Origin of the sequence: Ruminococcus flavefaciens, assembly GCF_900108555.1 — a bacterium.
GTDB lineage: Bacteria > Bacillota > Clostridia > Oscillospirales > Ruminococcaceae > Ruminococcus > Ruminococcus flavefaciens_P.
In genome coordinates, this window is sequence record NZ_FNWV01000001.1 from 200,886 (window position 1) to 227,116 (window position 26,231).

At 43.5% G+C, this 26,231-nt stretch carries 26 protein-coding genes; 2 read left to right on the top strand and 24 right to left on the bottom strand.

From position 1 onward, the window contains the following. Positions 1 to 81: 81 nt before the first annotated feature. The 3 genes from BLW60_RS00835 to BLW60_RS00845 form a co-directional block, all read right to left on the bottom strand. Positions 82 to 1,830, bottom strand: a complete 1,749-nt coding sequence (locus BLW60_RS00835; protein WP_074714021.1) for an NADH-dependent [FeFe] hydrogenase, group A6 — start codon at positions 1,828 to 1,830, stop codon at positions 82 to 84. A 14-nt stretch (positions 1,831 to 1,844) separates the two neighbouring features. After that, positions 1,845 to 3,707 carry an NADH-quinone oxidoreductase subunit NuoF gene (locus BLW60_RS00840; protein WP_074714440.1) on the bottom strand — a complete coding sequence of 621 codons (1,863 nt, stop codon included), beginning with the start codon at positions 3,705 to 3,707 and terminating at the stop codon, positions 1,845 to 1,847. Between the two features lie 70 nt (positions 3,708 to 3,777). Beyond that, a complete protein-coding gene (locus BLW60_RS00845) occupies positions 3,778 to 4,272 on the bottom strand; it encodes an NADH-quinone oxidoreductase subunit NuoE family protein (RefSeq protein WP_019678580.1) in 495 nt (164 codons plus the stop codon). Between the two features lie 602 nt (positions 4,273 to 4,874). Between BLW60_RS00845 and BLW60_RS00850 the strand changes: the two genes are divergently transcribed. Beyond that, positions 4,875 to 5,051 carry a DUF4250 domain-containing protein gene (locus BLW60_RS00850; protein WP_074714022.1) on the top strand — a complete coding sequence of 59 codons (177 nt, stop codon included), beginning with the start codon at positions 4,875 to 4,877 and terminating at the stop codon, positions 5,049 to 5,051. A 54-nt stretch (positions 5,052 to 5,105) separates the two neighbouring features. Continuing rightward, positions 5,106 to 7,205, top strand: a complete 2,100-nt coding sequence (locus BLW60_RS16635) for a dockerin type I repeat-containing protein (RefSeq protein ID WP_074714023.1) — start codon at positions 5,106 to 5,108, stop codon at positions 7,203 to 7,205. A gap of 34 nt (positions 7,206 to 7,239) precedes the next feature. On the opposite strand, the gene BLW60_RS00860 is transcribed toward BLW60_RS16635, so the two are convergent. From BLW60_RS00860 to hydG, 21 genes are all read right to left on the bottom strand, one after another. Further along, positions 7,240 to 7,809, bottom strand: coding sequence for a manganese efflux pump MntP (locus tag BLW60_RS00860; protein WP_074714024.1), 570 nt, complete (start codon positions 7,807 to 7,809; stop codon positions 7,240 to 7,242). Between the two features lie 230 nt (positions 7,810 to 8,039). Further along, positions 8,040 to 8,540, bottom strand: coding sequence for a GNAT family N-acetyltransferase (locus tag BLW60_RS00865; RefSeq protein WP_074714025.1), 501 nt, complete (start codon positions 8,538 to 8,540; stop codon positions 8,040 to 8,042). A gap of 62 nt (positions 8,541 to 8,602) precedes the next feature. Continuing rightward, positions 8,603 to 9,337 carry a YebC/PmpR family DNA-binding transcriptional regulator gene (locus tag BLW60_RS00870; RefSeq protein ID WP_028516477.1) on the bottom strand — a complete coding sequence of 245 codons (735 nt, stop codon included), beginning with the start codon at positions 9,335 to 9,337 and terminating at the stop codon, positions 8,603 to 8,605. Positions 9,338 to 9,354: 17 nt separating this feature from the next. Then, positions 9,355 to 9,759 carry a Mini-ribonuclease 3 gene (locus BLW60_RS00875; protein ID WP_074714441.1) on the bottom strand — a complete coding sequence of 135 codons (405 nt, stop codon included), beginning with the start codon at positions 9,757 to 9,759 and terminating at the stop codon, positions 9,355 to 9,357. 1 nt (position 9,760) lies between these two features. Beyond that, positions 9,761 to 11,038 carry a GTPase ObgE gene (gene obgE / locus BLW60_RS00880; RefSeq protein WP_074714026.1) on the bottom strand — a complete coding sequence of 426 codons (1,278 nt, stop codon included), beginning with the start codon at positions 11,036 to 11,038 and terminating at the stop codon, positions 9,761 to 9,763. A 67-nt stretch (positions 11,039 to 11,105) separates the two neighbouring features. After that, positions 11,106 to 11,390 carry a 50S ribosomal protein L27 gene (rpmA, locus tag BLW60_RS00885; protein ID WP_019678572.1) on the bottom strand — a complete coding sequence of 95 codons (285 nt, stop codon included), beginning with the start codon at positions 11,388 to 11,390 and terminating at the stop codon, positions 11,106 to 11,108. 2 nt (positions 11,391 to 11,392) lie between these two features. After that, positions 11,393 to 11,704 carry a ribosomal-processing cysteine protease Prp gene (locus BLW60_RS00890; RefSeq protein WP_074714027.1) on the bottom strand — a complete coding sequence of 104 codons (312 nt, stop codon included), beginning with the start codon at positions 11,702 to 11,704 and terminating at the stop codon, positions 11,393 to 11,395. A 2-nt stretch (positions 11,705 to 11,706) separates the two neighbouring features. Continuing rightward, positions 11,707 to 12,018: a 50S ribosomal protein L21 gene (gene rplU, locus BLW60_RS00895; RefSeq protein WP_028516473.1), complete on the bottom strand. Its 312-nt coding sequence runs from the start codon at positions 12,016 to 12,018 to the stop codon at positions 11,707 to 11,709. A 177-nt stretch (positions 12,019 to 12,195) separates the two neighbouring features. Then, a complete protein-coding gene (locus BLW60_RS00900) occupies positions 12,196 to 13,392 on the bottom strand; it encodes a DUF6348 family protein (RefSeq protein ID WP_074714028.1) in 1,197 nt (398 codons plus the stop codon). Between the two features lie 47 nt (positions 13,393 to 13,439). Next, positions 13,440 to 14,405: a 50S ribosomal protein L11 methyltransferase gene (gene prmA, locus BLW60_RS00905; protein WP_074714029.1), complete on the bottom strand. Its 966-nt coding sequence runs from the start codon at positions 14,403 to 14,405 to the stop codon at positions 13,440 to 13,442. A 15-nt stretch (positions 14,406 to 14,420) separates the two neighbouring features. Next, the gene (locus tag BLW60_RS00910) at positions 14,421 to 15,668 is read right to left on the bottom strand and encodes a dockerin type I repeat-containing protein (protein WP_074714030.1); all 1,248 of its coding nucleotides are present in this window, start codon (positions 15,666 to 15,668) and stop codon (positions 14,421 to 14,423) included. A gap of 20 nt (positions 15,669 to 15,688) precedes the next feature. Beyond that, positions 15,689 to 17,998, bottom strand: a complete 2,310-nt coding sequence (locus tag BLW60_RS00915; protein WP_074714031.1) for a transglutaminase family protein — start codon at positions 17,996 to 17,998, stop codon at positions 15,689 to 15,691. A gap of 2 nt (positions 17,999 to 18,000) precedes the next feature. Further along, positions 18,001 to 19,173, bottom strand: a complete 1,173-nt coding sequence (locus BLW60_RS00920) for a DUF58 domain-containing protein (protein WP_074714032.1) — start codon at positions 19,171 to 19,173, stop codon at positions 18,001 to 18,003. Further along, a complete protein-coding gene (locus tag BLW60_RS00925; RefSeq protein ID WP_074714033.1) occupies positions 19,173 to 20,108 on the bottom strand; it encodes an AAA family ATPase in 936 nt (311 codons plus the stop codon). The genes BLW60_RS00920 and BLW60_RS00925 overlap by 1 nt, the downstream gene beginning before the upstream one ends. A 303-nt stretch (positions 20,109 to 20,411) precedes the next feature. After that, the gene (locus BLW60_RS00930; RefSeq protein ID WP_207645898.1) at positions 20,412 to 21,104 is read right to left on the bottom strand and encodes a DUF6709 family protein; all 693 of its coding nucleotides are present in this window, start codon (positions 21,102 to 21,104) and stop codon (positions 20,412 to 20,414) included. Positions 21,105 to 21,169: 65 nt separating this feature from the next. Continuing rightward, the gene (gene tsf / locus BLW60_RS00935) at positions 21,170 to 22,087 is read right to left on the bottom strand and encodes a translation elongation factor Ts (RefSeq protein ID WP_074714035.1); all 918 of its coding nucleotides are present in this window, start codon (positions 22,085 to 22,087) and stop codon (positions 21,170 to 21,172) included. A 170-nt stretch (positions 22,088 to 22,257) separates the two neighbouring features. Next, positions 22,258 to 23,007: a 30S ribosomal protein S2 gene (gene rpsB, locus BLW60_RS00940; protein ID WP_074714036.1), complete on the bottom strand. Its 750-nt coding sequence runs from the start codon at positions 23,005 to 23,007 to the stop codon at positions 22,258 to 22,260. A gap of 160 nt (positions 23,008 to 23,167) precedes the next feature. After that, complete coding sequence (locus BLW60_RS00945; protein ID WP_074714037.1) at positions 23,168 to 23,467, bottom strand: YlmC/YmxH family sporulation protein; 300 nt, start codon at positions 23,465 to 23,467, stop codon at positions 23,168 to 23,170. Positions 23,468 to 23,506: 39 nt separating this feature from the next. After that, positions 23,507 to 24,514 carry a leucine-rich repeat protein gene (locus BLW60_RS00950; protein ID WP_207645899.1) on the bottom strand — a complete coding sequence of 336 codons (1,008 nt, stop codon included), beginning with the start codon at positions 24,512 to 24,514 and terminating at the stop codon, positions 23,507 to 23,509. After that, positions 24,507 to 24,674, bottom strand: coding sequence for an LPXTG cell wall anchor domain-containing protein (locus tag BLW60_RS16365; RefSeq protein ID WP_139283346.1), 168 nt, complete (start codon positions 24,672 to 24,674; stop codon positions 24,507 to 24,509). The genes BLW60_RS00950 and BLW60_RS16365 overlap by 8 nt, the downstream gene beginning before the upstream one ends. A 100-nt stretch (positions 24,675 to 24,774) precedes the next feature. Continuing rightward, positions 24,775 to 26,226: a [FeFe] hydrogenase H-cluster radical SAM maturase HydG gene (gene hydG / locus BLW60_RS00955; protein ID WP_074714039.1), complete on the bottom strand. Its 1,452-nt coding sequence runs from the start codon at positions 26,224 to 26,226 to the stop codon at positions 24,775 to 24,777. Positions 26,227 to 26,231: the final 5 nt, after the last annotated feature.

Sequence of the window (26,231 nt, forward strand, 5' to 3'; positions counted from 1 at the left end):
CACTTTATTAGGTCAATGTCAATAAAACTCGCATAAAAAAGAGCGGACATAAAGTCCGCTCTTAATGAATTCAGCTATTCATTATATTTCGTTAACTTTTCTCTTTACATATGTTGTATGGAGAACCTCATGTGCCTTGTGGCTGCCCGGCTTCTCAAAGAATTCTTCGTAAACCTTCTTGATAGCTGGGTTCTCATGAGACTGTCTGAGAGGCATTGACTTATCGAGGTTGTAGAGGACCTTAGCTCTCTCTTCTCTGATGTCAACAAAGTTTCTAACGCCCATTGGAACCTGTGGCTGACCGCCGCCGTTTACACAGCCGCCGGGACAAGCCATGATCTCGATGAACTGAGCATCGCACTTGCCTGCTCTGATATCGTCAAGAACCTTTCTTGCGTTAGCAAGACCGCTTGTAACGATAACCTTGACCTTGTTGCCTGCAACGTCATATGTTGCTTCCTTGATATCCTTTGTACCACGAACCTCAGGAAGATCTGTTACGTTCTCGCCTGTGAGTGTGTATACAGCTGTTCTGAGAGCAGCTTCCATAACACCGCCTGTAGCACCAAAAATAACGCCTGCACCTGTTGAGATTCCCAGCGGATCATCGAACTTCTCCTCAGGAAGTGAGTTGAAGAGGATACCTGCGCGCTCGATCATTCTGCCGAGCTCACGAGTTGTAAGTGCATAGTCAACGTCAGGAACGCCAGCTGCACTCTGGTCAGGTCTGCCGATCTCGAACTTCTTAGCTGTACATGGCATGATAGATACCATAACGATATTCTTAGGATCAATGCCCATCTTCTGAGCATAGTATGTCTTAGCAGTTGCACCGAACATCTGCTGTGGTGACTTACATGATGAAAGGTGATCGAGAAGATCAGGATAGTAGTGCTCACAGAACTTGACCCATCCAGGTGAGCAAGATGTGATAAGAGGAAGTGTTCCGCCGTTTGAGAAACGATCAAGGAACTCTGTAGCTTCTTCCATGATAGTAAGATCAGCAGCAAAGTCTGTATCGAATACCTTGTCGAAGCCGAGTCTGCGGAGAGCTGCTGCCATCTTGCCTTCTGCATTTGTGCCGATAGGATTGCCGAAGCACTCACCGAGACCAGCACGTACAGCAGGAGCTGTCTGAACGAGAACTGTCTTCTCAGGATCAGCGATAGCTGCCATAACTTCCTTAGTATAATCCTTTTCAGAGAGTGCGCCGACAGGACATACTGCGATACACTGACCACATGATACACAACTTGTTTCGCCGAGTCCCATGTCAAATGCAGAACCGATATATGTCTTGAAGCCTCTCTCATTAGCACCGATAACGCCGATGCCCTGTGTCTTTGCACATACTGCTACGCAGCGGCGGCAAAGGATACATTTATTGTTGTCACGGTACATATGAGGAGCTGAATTGTCTACCTCGTACTCGTTCTTTACGCCGTCATAAAATGTAGCGTCCTCAACGCCGTAGTCCTTAGCAAGCTTCTGGAGCTCACAGTTACCGCTTCTTACGCATGAGAGACACTTTCTGTCATGTGTTGAAAGGATAAGCTCAAGTGTCTTCTTTCTTGCAGCGATAACCTTTGGTGAGCTTGTGAGTATCTCCATATTGTTTGAACATGGATATACGCAGCCTGCTACAAGACGGAAGCCTCTGCCCTCGTTGACTTCTGTAACGCAGATACGGCAGGCACCGATCTCGTTGATCTCCTTCATATAGCAAAGTGTAGGAATTTCAAATCCAGCCATGTGAGCAGCTTCAAGAACAGTAGTGCCCTTGGGGACTTCTAATTCAACACCGTTGATTTTTACTGTAATATTTTCCATTACTAATCCTCCGCTTACTTCTTGATGATTGCCTTGAACTTACATGTAGCGATACAAGCACCGCACTTCACGCACTTAGTCTTGTCGATCTCCATTGCAGCAAGCTTCTTGCCTGGAGCGATATAGTCAGTTCTTGTGATAGCGGAAGCAGGACACTGCTTAGCACACATACCGCAGCCGATACACTTATCCTTTTCAATCTCGAAGCTGAGGAGGTCCTTACATACGCCTGCAGGACACTTCTTATCAACAACGTGAGCGATATACTCGTCACGGAAGCATCTGAGTGTAGAGAGAACAGGGTTAGGAGCTGTCTGTCCAAGTCCGCAGAGTGAGTTAGCCTTGATGTGGTAAGCAAGTTCTTCGAGCTTGTCGAGGTCCTCAAGAGTTCCCTTGCCCTTTGTGATACGGTCAAGGATCTCCCACATTCTCTTTGTACCGATACGGCATGGTGTACACTTACCGCATGACTCGTCAACAGTGAATTCGAGGAAGAACTTAGCAATATCGACCATACAGTTATCTTCGTCCATAACGATAAGTCCGCCTGAACCCATCATTGAACCGATACCGATGAGGTTATCATAGTCGATCGGGATATCGAAGTTTGAAGGATCGATACATCCGCCTGAAGGACCACCTGTCTGAGCAGCCTTGAACTTCTTGCCGTTCGGGATACCGCCGCCGATCTCTTCGATAACTTCACGGAGAGTTGTTCCCATAGGAACTTCAACAAGACCTGTGTTCTTGATCTTACCGCCGAGAGCGAATACCTTAGTACCCTTTGACTTCTCAGTACCCATTGATGCGAACCACTGTGCACCATTGAGGATGATCTGTGGGATATTAGCATATGTCTCAACATTATTGAGGATAGTTGGCTTCTGGAAAAGACCTTTTTCTGCTGGGAAAGGAGGTCTTGGACGAGGCTCACCGCGGTTACCTTCGATAGAAGTCATAAGAGCAGTTTCCTCACCGCAAACGAACGCACCTGCACCGAGACGGAGGTCGATGTCGAAGCAGAAATCTGTACCGAAGATGTTCTTGCCGAGCATACCAGCTTCACGAGCCTGCTTGATAGCGATATTAAGACGCTCAACAGCGATAGGATACTCTGCACGAACGTAGATGTAACCCTGTGAAGCACCGATAGCATAACCAGCGATAGTCATAGCTTCGAGTACAACGTGTGGGTCACCTTCGAGAACTGAACGGTCCATGAATGCACCCGGGTCGCCCTCGTCAGCGTTACAGCAAACATACTTCTGATCTGCGTTAGGAACGATGTTTCTTGCGAGCTTCCACTTCATACCTGTTGGGAATCCGCCGCCTCCACGTCCACGGAGACCTGAATCGAGGATAGTCTGGATAACGTCCTCAGGAGTCATGCTTGTGAGGACCTTACCAAGAGCCTCATAACCGTCACGACCTATGTATTCGTTGATATTCTCAGGATTGATAACACCGCAGTTTCTGAGAGCTACACGGTGCTGCTTTTTGTAGAATGATGTATCGTCGAGTGACTTGATCTCGTCGCCAACAACTGTTTCCTCATAGAGGAATTCCTTAACAGGGGTGCCGCCGATGAGGTGCTCATCAACGATACGTGGGATCTCTTCTACCTTAACGCGTGAGTAGAATGAACCCTCCGGATATACGATCATGATAGGACCGCGCTCGCAAAGACCGAAGCAGCCTGTCTTAACGATCTGTACTTTATCTGTAAGTCCTTTTTCTGCGAACTCCTTTTCGAGCTCTTCAATGATCTTTGGTGAGCCTGAAGATGTACAGCCTGTACCGCCGCAGACAAGAACGTGTCTTTCATATTTTGAAGAAGCATTGCCATCCTTAGTTCTGAGAGCAACCTCGCCCTTCATGCTGTCTCTGACAACCTTGAGTTCTTCAAGAGTTTTCATAAGTTAACCTCCTAAATGGTAATGTTTGGAATTAAGCGTATTTTTCGATGATCTTGTCAACGTCATCAACAGTGAGTCTTCCGTAAACGTCCTCGTTGACAGTAAGTACTGGTGCAAGTCCGCAAGCACCGATGCAGCGACAAGCGTCAAGTGAGAACTTACCATCGGGAGTGCACTCGCCTCCGCCTATTCCAAGCTTTTCCTGGAGCTTATTGTAAATATCTCCGGAACCCTTTACATAGCAAGCTGTACCAAGACAGACTGAAATTGTGTATTCGCCCTTTGGATAAAGAGAGAACTGAGCGTAGAAGGTAACAACACCGTATATCTTCTCGAGAGGGATACCTGTATTGTCGGAAATAATTGCCTGAACCTCGATCGGAAGGTAGCCGTAAATCTCCTGAGCCTTCTGAAGGATCGGCATAAGAGAACCCTTATCGTTCTTCTTTTCTTCGATGACCTTGAGGAGCTCAGCCTCCTGCTCGGGAGTACCCTTAAAGGGAACAGTTGATTTAGCTGAATTCATTAAATGGACCTCCTTAAATTTAGCTGTGAAAAATGTAACAATGTCACACATAAATAATATGAGATGACATACCACATCTCACATATCCTTAACATTATATCATATATAAAGACAAATTTCTATCTCCATTTTAGCCTAATTCAATTCTTTTTTACTGTACATTTTGCACAATACTGCATAATCATCTATGTTTAGTCTTTTCAAACATTTACAACTGTCAATGCTCTGACCATACGTATAGGCATAGTAATGCAGCGGCAATAACTTACGCTTTGTCAAGTTTTTGATTGTTTTTTAATTTGTTTAAAGCTTTTCTTATTATTTATTGTTGTCAAATCGTGATTTTCGCCTTTTTGCCGTTATGGTCTGTGCAATTTTTGCGTTATTATATACTGCCAGCTATACATTATTTCATAAAACATATTTACATAAAATTCACACTTTACTTTTTAGAATATTTATTGACAAACCGACTTTATTATTGTATATTATTTTTATAGCATATACATAATCAGCGGAACAACGCTGTTTCCGCTCAGTTCAAGGAATGTTCTGCACTGCATTCCAAACGATATCACCGCCATTACGGCAAAGGAGCATTTATGAGTTTACCTAACGACCCCGTGATCTTACTTAGTTATATCAACACTCTTCTTCGTGATGAGTACCCGACATTTGAGGAACTCTGCAAGAGTCTCTGCACACCCGAGGAGGATATCCGTTCAAAATTGAGCCGAATCGGTTATGTCTATGATCCGAAAACCAATTCATTCAGGTAGTATCCGCCGATATCGGATACATAATGATGCTTCTGCATCAGTTGGGAGGGCAATATGAAACAATTATTGAAATCATTATCAGCATTTACAGCTTCTGCATCGATAGCTGTATGCTCGATGACATCTGGTCTGACTTGCATAGCTGAAACGGAAGAAAAAAACTCCTACACGCTCCACTATGACCTTAGTGAAGAAGGAGTTACTATTCCCGAAGACGAGGACGGAAACGTACAGGAACTCAAAGACATCAGTTTATCACCTAACTCAAGTGTTTTCTTAACGGATATAATCCCGGAAAAGGAAGGTTACTCTTTCTCAGGCTGGACCGAGGACTACATACGCGGATATGAAGCTTCTGATGTATTCCGCATAAGTGATAAAGACGTAACTCTTCACCCTGTATGGGTAGATAAGAACGACAAGGAATTCCATACTATCTCATACAAAGTCATAATCGACGGCGTTGAAGATGAGGAGGCAAAACTGAGAGTTCCTGATAAAAAATTACTCTCAGGACGTATATTCAAAGTGCCGCTGGACGTTTTCAATAATCCGGGATACAAACAGAGAGGCTGGACAGACGGTGTTAACGAGTTTCTGCCCGAAACCAAACTCGTTGTCAATGATAAGGATATAACTCTTTATCCTAACTACAAAAAGATGTATAATCTTATCTACACTGTCGGTGACGCTGACAGAATAAACGGTGTAACAAAACTTGAATTCGAGATCGCTGAGGGCGACTCAACAAATATCCAGAGCAATACACGTTTCTCAAGAAACGGTTTCAAGATGTCAAAATGGCACTGCGAGACTGACGGCAAAGACTACGATCCTAATTCTTATTTTGAAATGCCGGGAAACGATGTTATTATGATGCCTATATGGGAGCCTATCAGATATGTGGTAGTATTCAAGCAGAACTCAAATTCTTCCGACAATATCAAAGTTCCCGGTTATACAGATACTGCTATCGTTGCTCCTGAGTGTACAGTTGCAAATGGAAATTCAAAGTTCAAAGGCTGGCAGCGCGGCGACCTTATCATACAGCCTGGCGAAGAGTACGTTATCCCGGGGGCAGAGCCTGGTATGGGTATTGCATTCACTGCTGTATGGGCTTCCGAAAACGAAGGCGAAACAACTACTACGACTTCAAAAGTTACAACAACAACAACAACTACTACTACTACTTCGACCACTACAACTTCAACTACTTCTTCACCTTCAGTAACTACAACTGTGATATCTCCTTATTCATACGTTGTCAAAGCTGTCGATAAGGAAACAGGCGAACTTGTAAACGATGCAAACTTTATTCTTTCATGGGACATCAGATATGAGCTTAACGGTGAGGTAATAACATCAGGTCCTTTACAGGCTATAAACACCGCAGATGCAAACCCTGCTGTAATAAGCTTTGAAAAGTATAAGGACGCTAAGGTCGTATCTCTCGCTGTAAGAAGCATGAGTCAGCATATATATTATACATTCGATGAAAATGATATTTCATACGAAAACGATGACGTAAAAAATATCCATTATTACACTGTAAAGCTTACTAAAAGAGCTAAGCCTGAGATACCTAACGGTTCATATACCGTAACAGTGGTAGACAAGGAAACAGGCAAGGCTGTACACGATGCTGCTATCGTAGGAAAAGAAACTATCATATTAGATGATGGCAGAGAATTCACAGGCAATGTGGATATCGATACATCAAAATACGATCCTTACGTATTTATCCCCGCGATACCAAAGAGTGCCAAGTCTTATACATTCGGCAATTTCACTTCAAAGGACGGCAGATATACTTTTACCGAAAACGATGTTACTGCTGAAAAAGACAAGGAAACAGAGATCACCTCATACACTATCAAGGTAACTCCTGCCAAGGTCGCATACGGCGATGCAAACTGCGACGGAACTATTGATATGTCCGATGTTGTACTTATCATGCAGGCTCTTGCTAATCCAAACAAGTACGATGTAAACGGTACTGACGCAAATCACATCACTGCTATAGGCAGAACCAATGCCGATGTATGGAATTCGGGCGACGGTGTTACAACACAGGACGCACTCCATATACAGAAATATCTCCTCGGTCTTTGCGAGATAACAGCTAAAGTTGAAGTGACTGCTTCGCCCGAATAATGATAAAAAGGACTGCAAAAGCAGTCCTTTTTCTTTATATAACACCAAGTCCCTCAAGCAGAAGCTTTACGCCTATACCTATAAGAATAAAGCCGCCTGCTATCTCTGCACCCTTTTCGTATCTGCTTCCAAACTTGTGTCCGATAAATACTCCCGCCAGTGAAAGTGCAAATGTTATAACGCCTATCATAGTCACGGAGAAGAACAAGTCGGTCTTTTCCGCAGCAAATACTATTCCTACAGCAAGAGCATCAATGCTTGTAGCTATTGCAAGCAGCAGAAGCTCTTTTATGTCAAGTCGGTACTCCTTGCCGCTTTCGTCCTCGTCATCACCTTTTATAGCTTCAAATACCATTTTGCCGCCGATAAATGCAAGAAGTCCGAATGATACCCAGTGGCTGAAGGAGCTTATCACATTGGCAAAACGGCTTCCGAGGAAATATCCTATCGCAGGCATTACTCCCTGAAATACACCGAAAAACAAAGCTGTTATAACTCCGCCTTTCAGGTCTATTTTTTTCATGCTCAGCCCCTTACAGACTGATACTGCAAATGCGTCCATTGCAAGTCCAACAGAGATCAATAAAAGTTCAGTTAATGTCATAGAAACGTCCTCTCATAAAAAAATTCGGATACCTGCGTACCCGAACCTACACTCAGGTACAGCAAAAAAGCCGTACATGAGTCTCATTATTTAAGGCAAAACCGGACCTTATCGGTCAGTATGTCGGCTTGCCGCATACGTCGTATGTTAACTACTCCCTCATATAACGAACTTTATTATACATTATACCGAGCATTAAGTCAACATATTACTGTTAGCATATAAAAACATCATAGATCATACCCGAAGATATAATCGTCCATAACATAACCGTTTCCGATATCGGTAACGACTTCATCTATGACCTTGAAGCCTGTTTTTTTATACACAGCAATGGCGTGATCGTTATGCTTGTTTACAGTGAGATAGACCTGTTTCTTTCCGAAGGCTCTCCCCTCTTCAAACACCTTTTCAAGCATTTTTGAAGCAATTCCCTTTCCGCGCTTGTCACTTCTGAGGTAAAGCTTGCTGAGAAAGAAGCGTTCATCTTTTTCGAGCTTCACGCCTATGTAGCCGCATAGCTCCCCATCCTCACGAACAGCATAATAGCTGTAATCCTGTTCACTTATCTGCTTTGTCATAGCTTCATATGACTGGAATTTCTCAACCATATAATCTATCTGTCCCGTGCTTATTATATCAACAAAACACTCATGCCATATGCTGTCAGCAAGTACTGCCAATTCTTTCAGCTCCGTATCGCTGCTCACCTTGTTTATTGTTACAGCCATATATCTTCTCCTTATGAAAAATGGAGAATAAAGATATCCTCTCTATTCTCCATTGTATGTCATTATTCTTCGTCGGGCATTTCCCAGTTATGATAAACGTTCTGAACGTCATCGTTCTCTTCGAGATGCTCAAGGAGAAGATTCATCTTCTTGATATGATCCTCGTCTGTAAGAGTTGTATAAGTTGAAGGGATCATCTCAGACTCAGCAGAAATTACATTGTAGCCCTTTTCTGTAAGTCCTTCACGAAGAGCATGAACGCTCTCGGGAGCGCACTCGATCTCAACTGTTTCATCGTTGATATCAAAGTCCTCGCCTCCGAACTCGAATACGTCTTCCATTACCTTGTCCTCATCGAGTCCTGTATTCTCAAGGATAACTACGCCCTTATTAGTGAACATAAATGATACACAGCCGATAGTGCCGAGGTTGCCGCCGAACTTATCGAAATAGTGACGTACCTCGCCTGCTGTCCTGTTTCTGTTGTCTGTAAGACACTCAACGATAACAGCTACGCCGTTAGGACCATATCCCTCGTAAGTGATATTCTCGTAGTTGTTTTTGTCGCCGTCGCCAGCTGCCTTCTTGATGATACGGTCGATATTATCGTTAGGCACGTTGTTTGCCTTTGCCTTAGCGATAAGATCACGGAGCTTTGCATTGTTGTTGGGATCAGGACCGCCTTCCTTTACAACAACTGTGATCTCACGTCCGATCTTTGTAAAGATCTTACCCTTTGCAGCATCGGTCGCTTCCTTCTTACGCTTGATATTATTCCATTTTGAATGACCTGACATTGTTTTTACACTCCTATCTATACATTGATATCAGAATTTATTATAAGTTCAAAAAGTTTCCTTATACGCTGGTTTCCGCCTGTGAGATAGAGATATCCGAAAAGACATTCCAGAGCAGTTGCTCTGCGGTATTCCGCAGCATCTGCGTGCTTTGGCACGGTATTACCCGTGGCATTCCTTCCCCTTTTCAGCACCGCAAGCTCATGATCACTGAGCTGCTCAGCAACAAGGTCATACGCCTTTGACTGGAACTCTGCGCACACAAGCTTTATCTTTGCCGAATGGAGCTTCGCAACAGGCATATTAGCCTGTCGGAGCAGATACTCTCTCACAAGTGTATCGTAAACGCTGTCACCTAAAAATGCAAGTGTCAGCGGACTATATGTATTAGCTTCACGCTCAGTTAATTTTTCTGTACTCATATCAGTTGATAAAGTCGAACTCGAAACCTTCAAGGTTTACGGTGTCGCCCTCCTGAATTCCCATTTCTTCAAGCTTAGCAATGATACCGCTGTTGATAAGTACACGCTGGAAATACTGGAGCGACGAATAGTCGTCAGGATCAACAGTACGCATGATAGGCTGTATCCACGGAGCATCTACAAAGTAGATACCGTCCTCAACAGTTACCTCAAACTTCTTATCAACGCCAAGCATCTCGTCAAGCTCTGCCTGCGGGATAGGCTCTGCCTCAAATTCTCTTATAGGCGGAAGTGTATCGAGCACCTCCGAAACCTTGTCCATAAGAGCAGCTGTTCCCTGAGTAGTTGCAGCTGAAATACAGAAAAATGGTATATTCTTATCCTCGATATATTTGCGGAACTTCTCGATCTGCTCCTCTGTAGCCATATCCGATTTATTGGCAGCTACTATCTGAGGACGCTCTGCAAGCTCCTCGTTGAATTTCGCAAGCTCTGCATTTATGACCTCAAAGTCCTCACAGGGATCGCGTCCCTCTATTCCCGAAACATCGACTACATGAACGATAAGGCGGCATCTTTCAACGTGTCTGAGGAACTCGTGACCGAGTCCTACGCCGTCACCTGCACCTTCGATAAGTCCTGGGATATCAGCCATGACGAATGATCTTTCCTCGTCAACTCTGACAACTCCCAGAACGGGCGTTAATGTTGTAAAATGGTAATTTGCTATCTTCGGCTTGGCAGCACTTACTACTGAGATAAGTGTTGATTTGCCCACATTCGGATAGCCCACAAGTCCTACATCTGCAAGAAGCTTCAGTTCGAGAGTTACTTCAAACTCTTCTCCGGGATATCCGGGCTTCGCAAATTTAGGTATCTGACGGGTAGAAGTAGCAAAGTGAACATTGCCCTTGCCGCCCTGACCGCCTCTTGCGATGACCTTTGGCTCATCGCTTGACATATCCGCCATTATCCTGCCGCTCTTGGCTTCACGGATAACAGTTCCTCTCGGCACTTTGATTACAAGCGGCGGAGCACTCTTGCCTGTGCAGTTCCTTCCGCTGCCGTTTTCGCCGCGCTGAGCCACGTATTTTCTTTTATATCTGAAGTCAATAAGGGTCGAGAAATTATCATCGACCTGAAAGACCACATCTCCACCTCGTCCGCCGTCGCCGCCGTCGGGTCCGCCTGCCGCTACATACTTTTCACGGTGGAATGATACCGCACCGTCGCCGCCGTCTCCTGCTTTGATTTTTATCCTCGCCTGATCAACGAACATTTCTGACCTCCGTTTCTAATGAAAAATCCCAAGCATAAGCTCGGGATTTATTGTCACGTTATGGCTGTTACTGCTCAATCTCGTAAACAGAAACCTTCTTACGGTCACGGCCGTAACGCTCAAACTTAACCTTACCGCTTACTGTTGCGAATAATGTATCATCTGAACCGATACCTACACCGTTACCGGGATGGATATGTGTACCTCTCTGACGAACGAGGATATTGCCTGCCTTAACGAACTGACCGTCAGCTCTCTTGACACCAAGTCTTTTAGCCTCAGAGTCACGACCGTTCTTTGTAGAACCAACACCCTTCTTATGAGCGAAGAACTGCATACTGATCTTTAACATACTTACACCTCCGAAATAATGATTTTGATCGTGTTTGGGAATTCTTCCAGTATTGCTTCAAAGTGCTGCTTTAATACATTAAGCACTCCTGACGGAACATCTCCGCCGTTTCCGCAGATACATTCGATAACGTTATCGCCGACTTTTACATCAGGTGAACAGCCCAATTCGTCAAGAATATTTGCTGTAAGCTGAACAGCCGAAGAAACAGCCGCACAAGCTACATCCTCACCTGCATTGGCATAACCCGAATGTCCGCTGAATTTAAAGCCTGTAAGAAGCCCCTTCTTTTCATAAAATTCTGCGCGGATCATGATCAAGCCTTGATAGCTTCGATCTTCACCTGAGTGTAAGGCTGTCTGTGTCCCTGCTTCTTCTTTTCACCCTTCTTAGGCTTGTAAGTGAAAACAGTGATCTTCTTAGCCTTGCCGTTCTTCAGAACCTTTGCGCTTACAGCTGCACCGTCAACATAAGGTGTACCGATCTTAAGTCCATCGTCTGCTCCGAGAGCAACTACCTTGTCAAAAGTAACTGTCTCATCAGCCTCAACTGCGAGCTTCTCGATGAAGATGATATCTCCCTCGTTTACCTGATACTGCTTTCCGCCGGTTTCAATAACTGCGTACATATTGTGTGGCACCTGCCTTTTCAATAAACTCGCTGTTACAGGCGTTGCAGCACAACTTTAAAGCCTGTTTACAAGCGGCAATAATATTTTATCACAAACGCTGCTTTTTGTCAAGCATTTTTTGCAATATTTCCTAAAAAACTTCCCCTGCATCACACAGGGGAAGAATTTTTAAGTTTACCAGACTCTGTAGCCCTCATGACCTATCTTGTAAGAAGTTCCCGGAACATAAAGATCATCAGGTTTGATCTCATTGCCCTGCTCCTTAGCAGCATCGATAGCCTTTCTCAGTTCTCTGAAAGCCACGCTGTTAGTCACGATGCGTGATACCTCCTCCTGAGTTGGCTTGCCGCCGAGGTACTCAAGAACTGCCTGCTGCATATAGAAATATGAACGGAGCTGAGTCTTCTTGAACTCTATGCTCTGCTGCTCCTCACCGTCGCCTTCGAGGAGGAAAAGGCTGTCGCCTTCTCTGTAGCCCAGTGTGAGCTTAGCAAATATCTCAGGGATAAATACTCTTATCTCGGAAGCAAGGTTCATATTACCTTCTGTAAGCTCTTCGAGCTTAGTAAGCATATTCTTGTAATCCTCCTGAGAATTGATATTTGACATCATCTTTATAGTTTCCTTTGCAGCGTTCATAACGAAGTCCTTCTTGAACGGGCACTGATCGTCTTCACGCTGAACAAAAATAGCATACTGCTTTTCGGAAACGAAAGCCTCTTCCGCATCCATTTCATTTTCTACATATGGTTCAAAGTACTTTGCAAGCTCTACGCATACAGAGCCGTTTACACGAACTTCGATGATCTTCTTCTCCTTGAACTTTGCAAGATATACTCTGAGCCAGTAATACTTCTTTGAGCCAAGATACTTTGGTATCTCGTTCATTATGAAGTTTATGAGCATAGTAGGCTGCTTGTTCTTTACGCCTATTCTTACTACAGACTGAGCATACATATCGAAATCGTAGTGCTGTCTGAGAAAGTCAACAGAGATATGGTGAGGATTCTTCTTTGTCATGGACTGGTCGAGTGGGTGCCATACACCGCCGTTGAATATCTCAACAGCCATGTTTGCTGCTTCTTCATCATCTTTGCCCTGTGAGTCTACAGGCTCGATGAGCGGTTCATCAAACTCATCATTAGTGATGATAAAAATAGTCTGAAGTATCTTTATACCATCAGTCTCTTCCATTCTGCCGATCTGAACATCTATTGTGAAGCCCTTTGGCATGATAACACAGTCATCATAAAGAGTACCGTTCAGCTTTGCATTAAGAGCTTTAAGCACCATCTGCTTGATCTCGGCTCTTGGATCTGCAACTGTTGTATTTTCTTCCTTCTGGTTGTTCTTCTTCTTAAAAAGTCCCATTTTCTATTCTCCTTAAATATAATTATCAATATATGCTCTGCATAATATTAAACTGTTAATTTTACGGCAGCCCAGCCTTCTCTTACCTCAGGCTGAGGCTCCTTGAAGCCTGCTGACACAAGAGCGTCTATGACTTCGTCCATACGCTCCTCGATGATACCCGAAACTATAAGTATTCCTCCGTCTTTAAGGTATCTGCGGAAGCTGTCCTTCATTGCGATAAGCACATCTGCAACTATATTTGCCGCAATGATATCGTACTTATCGTCTATCTTATCGGCAAGCTCGCTGTCTGTGAGGATATTGCCGAAATAAGTCTTGTAAACATCAGGTGAGATGTGATTTTTAACTGCATTTTCGAGAGCTGTAACAGCGGCATTTTCTTCGATGTCCACAGCTACGGCACTCTTTGCACCGAGAAGCATAGCTCCTATCGAAAGTATTCCGCTTCCGCAGCCCATATCAAGAAGCTTATCACCCTTGTTGAGGTACTTTTCAAGCACTTCGAGACAAAGCCTTGTGGTATGATGCTTGCCTGTGCCAAAGCTTGATGCAGGATCTATTTCAAGTATTATCCTGCCGTCGGTATTGTCATACTCTTCCCACGAGGGCTTGATAACGAGCTTTTCGCCTACCTTGAAAGGCTTGAAATACTGCTTCCAGTTATTAGCCCAGTCCTCTTCGCGGATACTTGACATTTCTGCTTCGAGACGGCCGTAAGCTCCGTCCTTGTCGTTTGACTTCATGTCAGCAAGCATAGACTTTATTGCAAGGAGCATCTCTGCTCCCTGTCCGTTTGAAGGGATATAAACTGTTATGCAGGTCTCACATTCAGACAGTCCCATGAGATCATCATCTATGTAGTCCCACTGACCGTTTTTGTTTTCAAGGAATTCCTTGAAATCCTCGGAGTCCTTTATAGAAAAGCCTTTTATTCCGATGTCGGTCAGTTTTGAACAAAGCAGTTCAATTCCTTCCGTAGTAGTGTAGATATTGACTTCTGTCCATTCCATTAATTATATTTCTCCTTAATTGCAGATGTGCATGAGATATAACAGCACATCTGTATTATTTATTACTCCATCGCCGCTGAGATCGGCAGCTTTTATTTCCCAGCTTGTAAGTACAGAAACTCCCTCGGGAAGTTTTTCGCTCTTTGTGATATATTCGTTTACAAGTGCGAGGTCGTATTTATCTGCCGAGCCGTCACTGTTTATATCACCTGCTTCGAGATCCTGAGCTGTACCTGCGTATTCAAACTTTGAGAGGTCTATCCAGCCTTTCTTTCCACCTATCTTAACTTCTCCGTAGCTTCCGCTGACGCTGACAACGTTAACGATATTTCCATACTCAAGAGCAGCTATTGAAGTCTTTTGATCTTTCATATCCGCAAATACGTCAACTTTCTCAGCTGCCGTGCAGTAATACTCTCCTGCCATATATTCATTTGGTGCAGTCTTTGCAGTACTTACTGCTGCTGAATTCTTTACAGCAGAAACAGATGTTGCCTTTGAAGTTACAGCCGCCTTTGTTGCAGTCGTTGTTTTGCTTGAAGAAGCAGCAGCTTTAGCTGTTGTTACTGTGGCAGTTGCAGTAGTTGTTGTGCTTGAAAGTGCAGTGATCGAAGAAGTTTCGGACACTTCTTCCTTTATCGTCAGCGGAGTAAAACCGCTGTACGGATTTTTACCTTTCAATGCCTGAAAACAAGTGATACTTGCGTTATTGTAGGCTTTAAACATCATTATCTCGTCTTTGGCAGGATCAGCCATATAAACATCATCGCCTATGATGCCGTCAACGTATACCCAGTGTCCGCCTACATTGCATATGACATACAAACCTTTATCAAGGTATTCCTTCATTTCAGCAGCTTTACCCTTCTGATCTGAAGATTTGAAGTAAAGATTAGCAGTTGCAATACTTATATCAGGAATAGCCTTATTCACCGACGCCCACGCTATAAGCGCACCGCCGCTGCTGAAAGCTCCCATATCGTTGAGTTTCTTGGCGAACACACCTGGATCAAAATCCTTGGTATCACAAGCTCCGGAAGCTACAGCTGCCATAGCGATCGAAGTGATATAACAGCCTGACTTGCGCACAGTCGTACCGCCCATAGCAGTATTCCCCCAGCGTTCATCAAGCTGACGCCAAGTACGGAAATCTTCTGCCGCCAAGGCATATCTGCGCGGAGTGAACACACCTGCAAACACTCCTATCACCATAAGAAGTGCAAGCAGGAGACATCGTATTCCTGTTTCTTTTGCCTTTTGCATAATATAACCTCCGTTTCAGACTATCGGTTTGTTATGCCCTTTCTTTTTCTTGATTCTCTGAAAGCTTCATACGCCCTTATGTAATCCTCCAGAGCTCTTTGTTTTTCGTTTTCATTTATCGGCTTTTCACCGTAAACAGATTTGTCGAATAACATTGCGGTCTCTTCGATATCAACGCCTGTTGCCTCATGTACGAGACCGCAGACCTCTCGTGATGTATTGACATCTTCGATATCGTAGACCTTGCATATCCTGTGCATTACAGCCATGACAAGTTCCTTTGGTGAACGCTTTTTGCTTCTGAAAACGAATATTTTATGTGTCAGCCAAGGATATACAAACAGGAACAGAACTGCAAGCAATCCAATCAAAAGGATCACAAGACCTGCTCTTGAAAGCATCTCTGTAGCCGAACCGTCTTTGGTCGTTATTACCTCATCAGTGATAGTCGGCTCAAAACTTACCCAGCCATATCCCTTGATGTAAAGCTCGGGGAAACCGTGAGCGTCCTGTGTTGTGACATAATAATTCGCGTCCGCAAACGTAAGATCGCTTTCACGATTTGTCATATTGTATCCTTCGCAGTACCTTGCAGGTATACCTGCTGCTCTTGCGAGAAGTACCATTGCTGTCGCGTATTCATAGCATACGCCTGTATGAGTATCAAAGAGGAAGTTCTCGGCGTTTTCGCCTTTTTTCTTTTTATAACTGAGATCATATATATAATCATTGTTATAAAAATACTGCTCAAGCCTGAATGCCTTTTCATACTCTGTTTCGCATCCTGCGGTTATCTGATCCGCAAGCTCCTTTATACGCTGTTTGCCGCCATAATCAAGGAGAGCTGCACGGTATTCCTCATATACCACATATTCCGATGCAAAATACTTGTATATCTGATCGAATTCTTCACTTTTCTCAGGAGAATCCTCCTGAGAATACCAGTCAAGGATATCCTTTGTATCATTGAGAAGTGTTTCGTAATCCGCTCTGTTTATCTGCTCTATAAAATCGCGATTGTAAGAACTCTCAAAAAATGTATCATCGCTATAGTCAAACTCAAATCGTTCGGTAGATGAAAACGACTTATTATTTCCTGCGTCGATAACTCCGCCGCGCAGTCTTCCTATAAATCCTTTTCGCGTACATTCAGTCATCTTTACAGCAAACTGAGGAACAGGAGCGGTATCTCCGCCCTTTGAAGCACCTATGATACCGGCCATACTGTAAAACTTTGCGTGTTTGAGTTCGGGAACATTAAGCCCTTTTTCAACATATTCTTCAAGACCGTATTTATCAGCAAAAGAACTGTCAAGTCTTGCAGCTTCAAGGAAAGCATCAGCCAGTCCCATTCTTGAACCTACATCGATCGGAGAACCTTCTGTATTGTCACTGTAGGAACGGTCAACCAGTTCGGTGTGCCATTCATCTTTTTCAAAACTATATGTTGTAAACGTCTCCGTTTTCAAGCGAAGAGGTCCGTCAGCTACAGCGTTATATACTCCCCAGACCTGACTCGATCTGAACTGCTGTCCCGAAGATGTGTTTCTGAAAACATTCAGCATAGCATCGAGCCTGTCAGTCAGCTTATCTGCGTTAATAAGGGTTTCGAGATAAGTCCTGTTTGCTGTGATCTTAGGCTTTGGACAGATCGCTGCTAAAGCTGCAAATGCCATAGCATATGCAGCAATTACCTTCCATGAGCGGTTTCTGCCAACAAATTCAGTTGTTTCATTGTCTTTCAGCTGCCTGTAATACACCATGAGGAGTATATAACCGACTGCAAGAAAGATTATGAACAATGTAGGCATCTTCTCATATTCCTTACCATAAATAGCAAACGGTATAATAAAAATCAGGAAATTCATGAATATCCTGTATCTCACATGAGTGAAATAATATATTACCGAAGCCATGAACAGGAAGAAAAGAATGAAAAATCCGAGGGTATACCAGCTGTTATATTCTACCGAATCCTGAGGTGTAAGGAACCAGAGCAGCCACGAGATCGGATATTCTTCCGCACCCTTATCAATAGATGCACGGACACCGAAACCGAATAACGCCATAAGAGCTCCGTATATACCAAAGCCGATAATATGGTGTTTCTGCATATAGTCAAATATCCTGAACAACAGCCAGCCGACTATATACGCAGCAACTCCCCATTTTGCAGCAAAGAAATATCCCTGACTGTCCTCATTTACACGATCACGGTAATGAAACATCAGTGATACCATGATAAGTACAGTATACCAAAGGACAGGATCAAGAAGAGTTCTTAACAGAAATGATCTAAGACCGGATTTTGTCTTTTTGATTTCATTCATATTTATACCATTTTAAAGTTGTTTTCTTCGTCCAGATACCACAGCGGCAGCGATGTGGAATTCGCAGACGCTACGGACAGACCGATCAAACTTACATTTTCTTTATTTTCCAACTTATCGGTCACAGCCGAAAAACCTGCACCGGCATCTGTAGTTGCAATAACACACGAACATACAGATGAACCGACCTCCGAAAGATCAACTCTTTTATCGGGTATGACCCTTATCGAAAGTACTTTCAGAAGGAGCTGATTAGGATAATCGGGATTATCCACGCTTTCCATAACAGATTTTCCTGATGCGTCACGATAAACGAAATTACAAGCAATACCCTGCTTTACAAGCAAGAATAAAAGCCCGAACACAGCACGAATGAGCTGTTCCTCTCCCCTTACTGCATTCTCAGCAGGAACACTGCTTCTGCGGAAAAGGTCAAGCACTATAACAGGCTGTACCGAAGCCACAGCCTCATCAAGTCTTACCATAAGCTTTGCCTTTTTAGAAGAAAGCTTCCAGTTGATACGCTTCATAGGATCGCCGAGCACGTATTCACGGTGCTCATATCCCGGTGTAGTATTTGCAGAGAAGAGCATAGCTGTGTCATTTTCCTCTTCCTCATCGCTTGTAAGTACAGTATCAGCGATAGAACGGAAAAGTTCGGACGACGATTTGATGTCAGGCAGCGGCGGTATAACACCTACAGAAGCAGGATCAGGCAGCTTCGCCTTCATGGGGAACCTCATAAATCCAAGAAATCCGCAGGAGTATACGGCATATATGCCTACCTCACCGTTTCCGCCCACAACAGCGTCAAGCCTGAAGGTAAAAGTTCTCTTTTCTTCATTAAACATCGTAAGCTTGCGTTTTTTCACCTTTTGCCTGAATGTTTCGCTTGCATAGGGACAAACCTCAAGTATCGCAAGTGGAAAAGCACCTGTTTTTCTTACGGTAACTGTTACTTCGAGATAGCTGCCTTTAAGTACATATGCATCACAGTCAAATGAGACCTTGACTCTTTTCTGCGCATAAAGAGCAAAAAACAGAGATACAAGCGGTGCAAATACAACAAAAGCCAGCAATATGATGCCCATTTCACCGTCAACATAGAAGGTGAAAATGTATACAAGAAAAGCAACAGCAATAACACTTACAATGCTTTTTATATGCTTAACCATCAGCTCATTGAAGGAACAGGACAGTTCCTGATAACGTTTTCGATATATGCCTCACCTGTTCCGAATGTCGTCTTTCCCTGAGGAGAAAGGATTATTCTGTGAGCAAGTACGGATACAGCTGTACATTTTACATCATCGGGAGTTACATAGTCGCGGTCAAAGATATAAGCAAAAGCCTTTGCTGCCTTGAAAAGCGCGATACTTCCTCTCGGACTGATTCCAAGAACGGTATTTCTGTCCTGTCGAGTCGATGAAACTATATTTATGATGTACTGCTTAACACCGTCAGAAACTCTGACACGTTTGACTGCTTCCTGCATTGCTGCAATATCCTCAACAGTCATTACAGGTTCGGTGATATTTGCGATAGGATTATAATTCTCTGTCCTTCCGAGCACTTCAAATTCTTCTTCCATTGAAGGATAGCCCATAGACAGCTTCATGAAAAATCTGTCCATCTGAGCCTCGGGGAGGTGGAAAGTACCATATGTTTCAACAGGATTCTGCGTTGCCATTACAAGGAATGGACGCGGAAGCTTATGTGTAACTCCGTCAAGGCTTATCTGACGCTCTTCCATTGCTTCAAGAAGTGCGGACTGGACCTTTGGCGAAGCTCGGTTTATCTCATCAGCCAGGAGAAAATTACACATTACCGCACCATCGCGGTAAACGAACTCCCCTTTATTTGAATCAAGCATTGTAAAACCTGCTATATCAGAAGGCATTACGTCAGGTGTAAGCTGTATACGGTTGAACTTACCACCTATAGAACGAGAAAGTGCAGTTATGAGCTGAGTCTTTCCCACACCAGGTACATCTTCGAGAAGTACATGACCTTCACAAAGAAGTGCGGCTATAAGCTTTACAACCGTCTGCTGCTTTCCAACGATAACTCTTCCGACAGAGCCTGCAAGTCTGCTGACATTACTATTCATAAATTCTTACCTCATAATCTTGAATATTATCCAATTAAAACTATTATAACATATTTCACAAATTACTGCAAGGGAAAACCATACGAAAAAAGAACTGTATTATTGTAACATCTTACAATAACTTACACTAACATATGTGGAAAAATATATATTTTTGTTCCCGAATCTCCTGTATCAGGCGGTATCAGCAACGTAACAGGCAGCTTGGAGCAGTGCAAATAATAATTGATCTGTAAAAGTATATAAAAAATCCCGAAAAATATTTTCGGGATTTTTTAAGCATATTCCTGCTTTTTATATTTATTAGTAGTACTCAACGTCACTTTTCTTAGTTCTGCCCAAAATAAGAGGAACAATGAGAAAAGCAAGTCCGCCCAGAGCCAATACAGCACCGAGAACAACTACAAGTATAGAAGATTTTCCAGGACGGCTGTCCATTGCCTTTAGGTCAGCCAATTCCGATCCATCAAAGCCCCATTCATCAAGAGCCTGCTTTTTATAATTGGCATACTTTTTCTCTGTGGGCTCGCTCCAGAGCTTTCCCTCAAAATGAACAGGCTCAGGCATTTTATCGGTCTTGCCGTCAAAATATTTGATCCAACCATTTGCGTTAGCGTCAAGAGCAGCCTTCATATCATCCGAGCCTGCCGAAACTACGTAAGTAAAGTAATTATCAGGTTCTGCAACATCCTCATCTGTAAAGAGATCTTTCAGATAGTCCATTGAAAGATTTTCAACTATGTAATAGTTTGTCTCACGCTTACTTGTTGTAATTCCGAGAGTCTTTTCCTTCTCTTCATATACCGCAAAAGAGCCGACAACGTAGTTTATATCACCTTCTACTATACATTCCTTTTTGAAATCGTCCTTTGTAGCCGTGTTAAGATCGAGCACCTTACCGCTAAGGTACATTTTCACATCTTTCATACCAAGAACAACGATAGCAATGCCCAAAACGACAGCCATCAGCTTATATATAAAACTTTTCTTCATCATAACCACCCTTTAATAAAAATGCGGCAGCCTTATAAAGGGACTGCCGCTTATGTTTGTACTTATAATTACTTGATCATCTTAGCTACTTCATCAGCGAGGTTATCTTCCTTCTTTTCAACACCTTCGCCGCGCTCGTAACGGATAACATCAACAACCTTGATAGAACCGCCGAGCTTCTTAGCCTCTGCATCAACATAGCCCTGAACTGAGAGCTTGTCATCCTTAACGAATGCCTGCTCGAGGAGGCAGTTCTCGCTGTAGTACTTGCCAACCTTACCTTCAACGATCTTTACGCGAACCTGCTCAGGCTTGCTTGCCATCTTAGGATCCTCAGCCATCTGAGCGAGCATGATCTCCTTTTCCTTCTCAAGTACCTCAGCAGGAACCTGCTCACGGCAGAGATATGCAGCATTAAGAGCTGCGGACTGCATAGCAACGTCCTTACCGATAACAGCTACCTGATCTGCTGAAAGGTCTGTATCCATCTTTACGAGAACACCGATGCTGCCGCCATTGTGGATATAAGAAGCAAGCTTGCCCTCGAGTCTTACGAAACGACGGATAACGATATTCTCTCTGATCTTCATGCCGGCGAGCTCTGTAAGAACTTCGCCAACTGTATTGCTGCCGCCGCTGATCTGCATAGCCTTGAGAGCTTCAACATCAGCAGGGTTCTTTTCGATGATTGTGTTTGCTACGTTAGCAACGAAGTTTCTGATATCGTCTGTGTTAGCAGCAAAGTCTGTCTCTGTGTTTACTTCGAGAAGAACACCAACTTCGCCCTTAACAACAGCAGTAACTACGCCCTCAGCAGCAGCTCTGCCGCTCTTCTTAGCCTGTGTAGCGAGACCTTTTTCTCTGAGGAACTCGATAGCCTTGTCCATATCGCCATCGTTCTCTTCGAGAGCCTTCTTACAGTCCATCATACCAACGCCTGTGGACTTCATGAGTTCTTTAATTTCAGCAACGGATACCTTACCCATTGTAATTACCTCCTAAATTAATATTAAAAAATTCGGAATTCGGAATGCAGAATGCGGAATTATTGTATCGCTTAACAACGATCACTAAGAACAAATCATTCAGATATATCTGCCGTCAGGCAGACTCCGCAATTCCTAATTCCTAATTCCGAATTATGAATTATCAGTTATTATTCAGCCTCTGCTTCAGCAGCCTCAGCTGTTTCCTCTTCTGCCTCAACAGCAGCTACAGCGTCATCGCCCTGTCTGCCTTCGATAACAGCGTTAGCGATAGAACCTGCGATAAGCTTTACAGCTCTGATAGCGTCATCGTTACCTGGGATAACGTAATCAACTTCATCAGGATCGCAGTTTGTATCAACGATAGCAACGATCGGGATATTGAGCTTCTTAGCTTCTGCTACAGCGATCTTTTCCTTGCGTGGGTCAACGATGAAGAGTGCTGCCGGAAGCTTCTTCATTGTCTTGATACCGCCGAGGAACTTCTCGAGCTTTTCGATCTCGAGGTTGAGCTTAACAACTTCCTTCTTAGGGAGAAGTGCGAATGTACCGTCCTCTTCCATTGTGTGGAGCTGCTCAAGTCTCTTTATTCTTGTCTGGATAGTCTTGAAGTTTGTGAGCATACCGCCGAGCCATCTTGCATTTACGTAGTGTGCGCCGGCTCTTGTAGCCTCTTCCTTAACAGAGTCTCCAGCCTGCTTCTTTGTACCTACGAAAAGTACTTCGCCGCCCTGAGCTGCAATGTCACGAACGAACATATAAGCTTCTTCAAGCTTCTTAACTGTCTTCTGAAGGTCGATGATGTAAATTCCATTTCTTTCTGTGAAAATGTATGGTGCCATTTTCGGGTTCCATCTTCTTGTCTGGTGTCCGAAGTGTACGCCAGCTTCAAGAAGCTGCTTCATTGATACTACTCCCATGGTGTAGTCCTCCTTAAAAATTGGTTATTATTAATCCTCCGCCATACTTAGCTCAGCAGCAACGCAGACATCTGCGCACCAACCACTGAAAGTACAGGCGTGCGAATTGCCTTAATATTATATCATTTTCTGTCAATTTTTGCAAGACTTTTTACAGCCGCTATTTCAACAAACTTAAAAAACTAGTTTTTCGAGATTTTGTTGATTTTGCACTTTCGGACGACTTGTCACGTTCAATGAGCACTACATCTTCTCCGACGACCTTTATATCCTTACAGAAAATGATCGTATCATCTTCCCTGCCCAAAAGTCCCAGAAGCTTTGCTCCGCCATATATGATAAGTGACCTTACACTGCCGCTTTCAATATCGACTTCTATATCGTCTATAAATCCGAGTCTTTCTCCTGTTGCGATATCTATGACTTCCTTCCTGCACAGCTCTTCAAAGCTCAGAAGCATATCGTCACCCCGTATGATCTATTTATACATTATATTATATCATGCAAGGAAAAAGTATTCCTCGGGAGTTCTCATATCACCGCTTGAAGCGTGTGAGTAATACGATAGGATCAGTGATGCATCAACAGCATCAACAATAAGATCATCATTTACATCTGCTTTAACATCATCTGTTTTAGAAAATTTCGATTTTCCATCTTTAGTAGATCTTCTCGAATACTCTGTAAGCACAGCCGATGCATCAACAGAATCTACTTTTCCGTCACTATTCACATCACCGTACCCGAAATCAAATTCATTGAACGGGATACCGTTATCTTTTGCATATCGTTCTGCTTCCGTACCTTTTTTGCCATATATTTCAACATCGGAACAAAGGTTATAATCAGGTGAATAGTAACGATACCCTACAGCGTATTCCTGTATTTCTTCAACAGAAGGAGGGATTATAATTCTCGAGATCTTATATGAATTCAACGCCGCAGTTTTTTCAATTTTTTTCACTCCTTCACAGAAGCGCAGCGTTTCCAGACTGTGCATTCCATGCAGAGCGTGATCGCAAATCGTTTCAACAAGAGGCGGTATAGTGATCGTCTTTGCCGAAATACAGAGCTGAAAGGTGTCCCTTTTTATTTCCTTGAGTCCACTGTTAAGCTTTATACCATCAAGAGAATGATTGGTATTGAAAGCATATCCACCGATACTTTCAAGTGACGACGGAAAATTAATGCTTTTAAGTTTTTTGCATTCACTAAAAGCCGATTCACCTATTTTACTGATAGTTGAGGGTAAGGTAACATACTCGATATCAGGATTATCGCGAAACGCTTCCCTATCAATACTTACAACTTTATATTTGCCAAAAGCAGCAGGTATTTCGACTTTAGAAGCATTACCGTTATATTTTGTGACGGAACAAGTGCCGCTTTCATCGTCCACATCATAAACAACATCATTTTCAGTCATTAAGTCTGCATTAGCCCTTACAGGAACAGAACAGAACAAGACTCCTATGGCTGTAAAAATCGCTGTGATTTTCTTATTCATCATCATCTTCATCATCACTGCCGCCTTTTTTCTTGGCAAATACTGCTGTACCTACTGCAAGGATAAGTGCTGCAATAATTATTATCAAAATAACGCCTCTCGGGAATGTATCTCCTGTTTGCGGAGAATTTGCTGCAATAAGCATTAATGCGTATGTCATTTTATTGTCCTCCTTTAAAATAAGTAAAATACTTTTTTATTGTATCACAGTACGAACACTTTGTCAAATGAAAAGCCCTGCTTTATGCAGGGCTTTTATATTAAAATCTGAAATCGCGCTTGCCGTCGTTCTTTATCTCGTCAAGATATTCGATAGCACGCTGTCTGCGCTTTTCATCGGGAACATTCTGTATCTCCTTAGCAATAAGTGCTTCGCCCACCTTCTTAGTCTCAGGTGATGCGTAGTCTGTAAGGTATTCCTGGAGCGTCATAAGAGCATTAGGGTGACAGCAGTTCTGTATCTGTCCCACCTTACAGAGTGCCATGAAACGGTCGCCTGTACGTCCCTCGCGGTAGCAGGCTGTACAGAATGACGGGATATGCCCCTGATCCATAAGCCACTTTACAACTTCATCAAGTGAACGCTGGTCTGATACGTCAAACTGTTCTGTGTCGTGAGGCCTTTCCTCGGAAGTATATCCTGCGTAACCGCCTACAGATGTTCTCGAACCGCCCGATATCTGGGATACACCGAGTTCGAGGACCTTTGCACGACATTCCTCGCTCTCACGGGTAGAGATTATCATGCCTGTATAAGGAACAGCGATACGGATACAAGCTACGATCTTTGCAAATGTATCATCGTCAATACCGTTATCAAATACGCTCGGGTCAATATCGGAAGCTCTTCTTATACGAGGAACACTTATTGTGTGAGGTCCTACACCGTGAACAGCTTCGAGGTGCTCGGCGTGCATAAGAAGTCCTGCAAACTCGTACTTATACAGATCAAGTCCAAAGAGAACTCCGAGACCGACATCATCTATGCCGCCCTCCATAGCTCTGTCCATTGCCTCTGTGTGGTATGCATAGTTGTGCTTTGGTCCTGCGGGGTGGAGTCTCTCATAGCTCTCCCTGTGGTATGTTTCCTGAAAAAGGATATAAGTTCCGATGCCTGCTTCCTTGAGCTTGCGGTAGTTCTCAACAGTAGTAGCTGCGATATTTACATTAACACGACGGATAGCACCGTTCTTGTGCTTGATCGAATAGATAGTGTTGATACATTCGAGGATATACTCGATAGGATTGTTTACAGGATCTTCGCCTGACTCGATAGCAAGTCTCTTGTGTCCCATATCCTGAAGTGCGATAACCTCCTGACGTACTTCTTCCTGTGTCAGCTTCTTACGTGGGATCTCCTTGTTCTGGAAATGATAAGGACAGTAAACGCACTTGTTTACGCAGTAGTTAGAGAGATAAAGAGGAGCGAACATAACTATTCTGTTTCCGTAGAAAGCTTCCTTTATCTCACGGGCAAGGTCATACATCTTCTCAGTCATCTCAGGGATATCACAGGCAAGAAGCACACTTGCTTCGCGGTGTGAAAGACCTGCACATTCTACTCCCCTGCCTGTCTTTCTCGGCTTTGCCTTTTCGAGTATCTGCTCGATAAGCTCACGGTTATGCTTATTCTGCTCGGCATACTCAAGGGTAGCCTTTATTTCCTCGTCATTTATAAAATCGTCCGCATTCATCGACTTTACATCATACATATTTA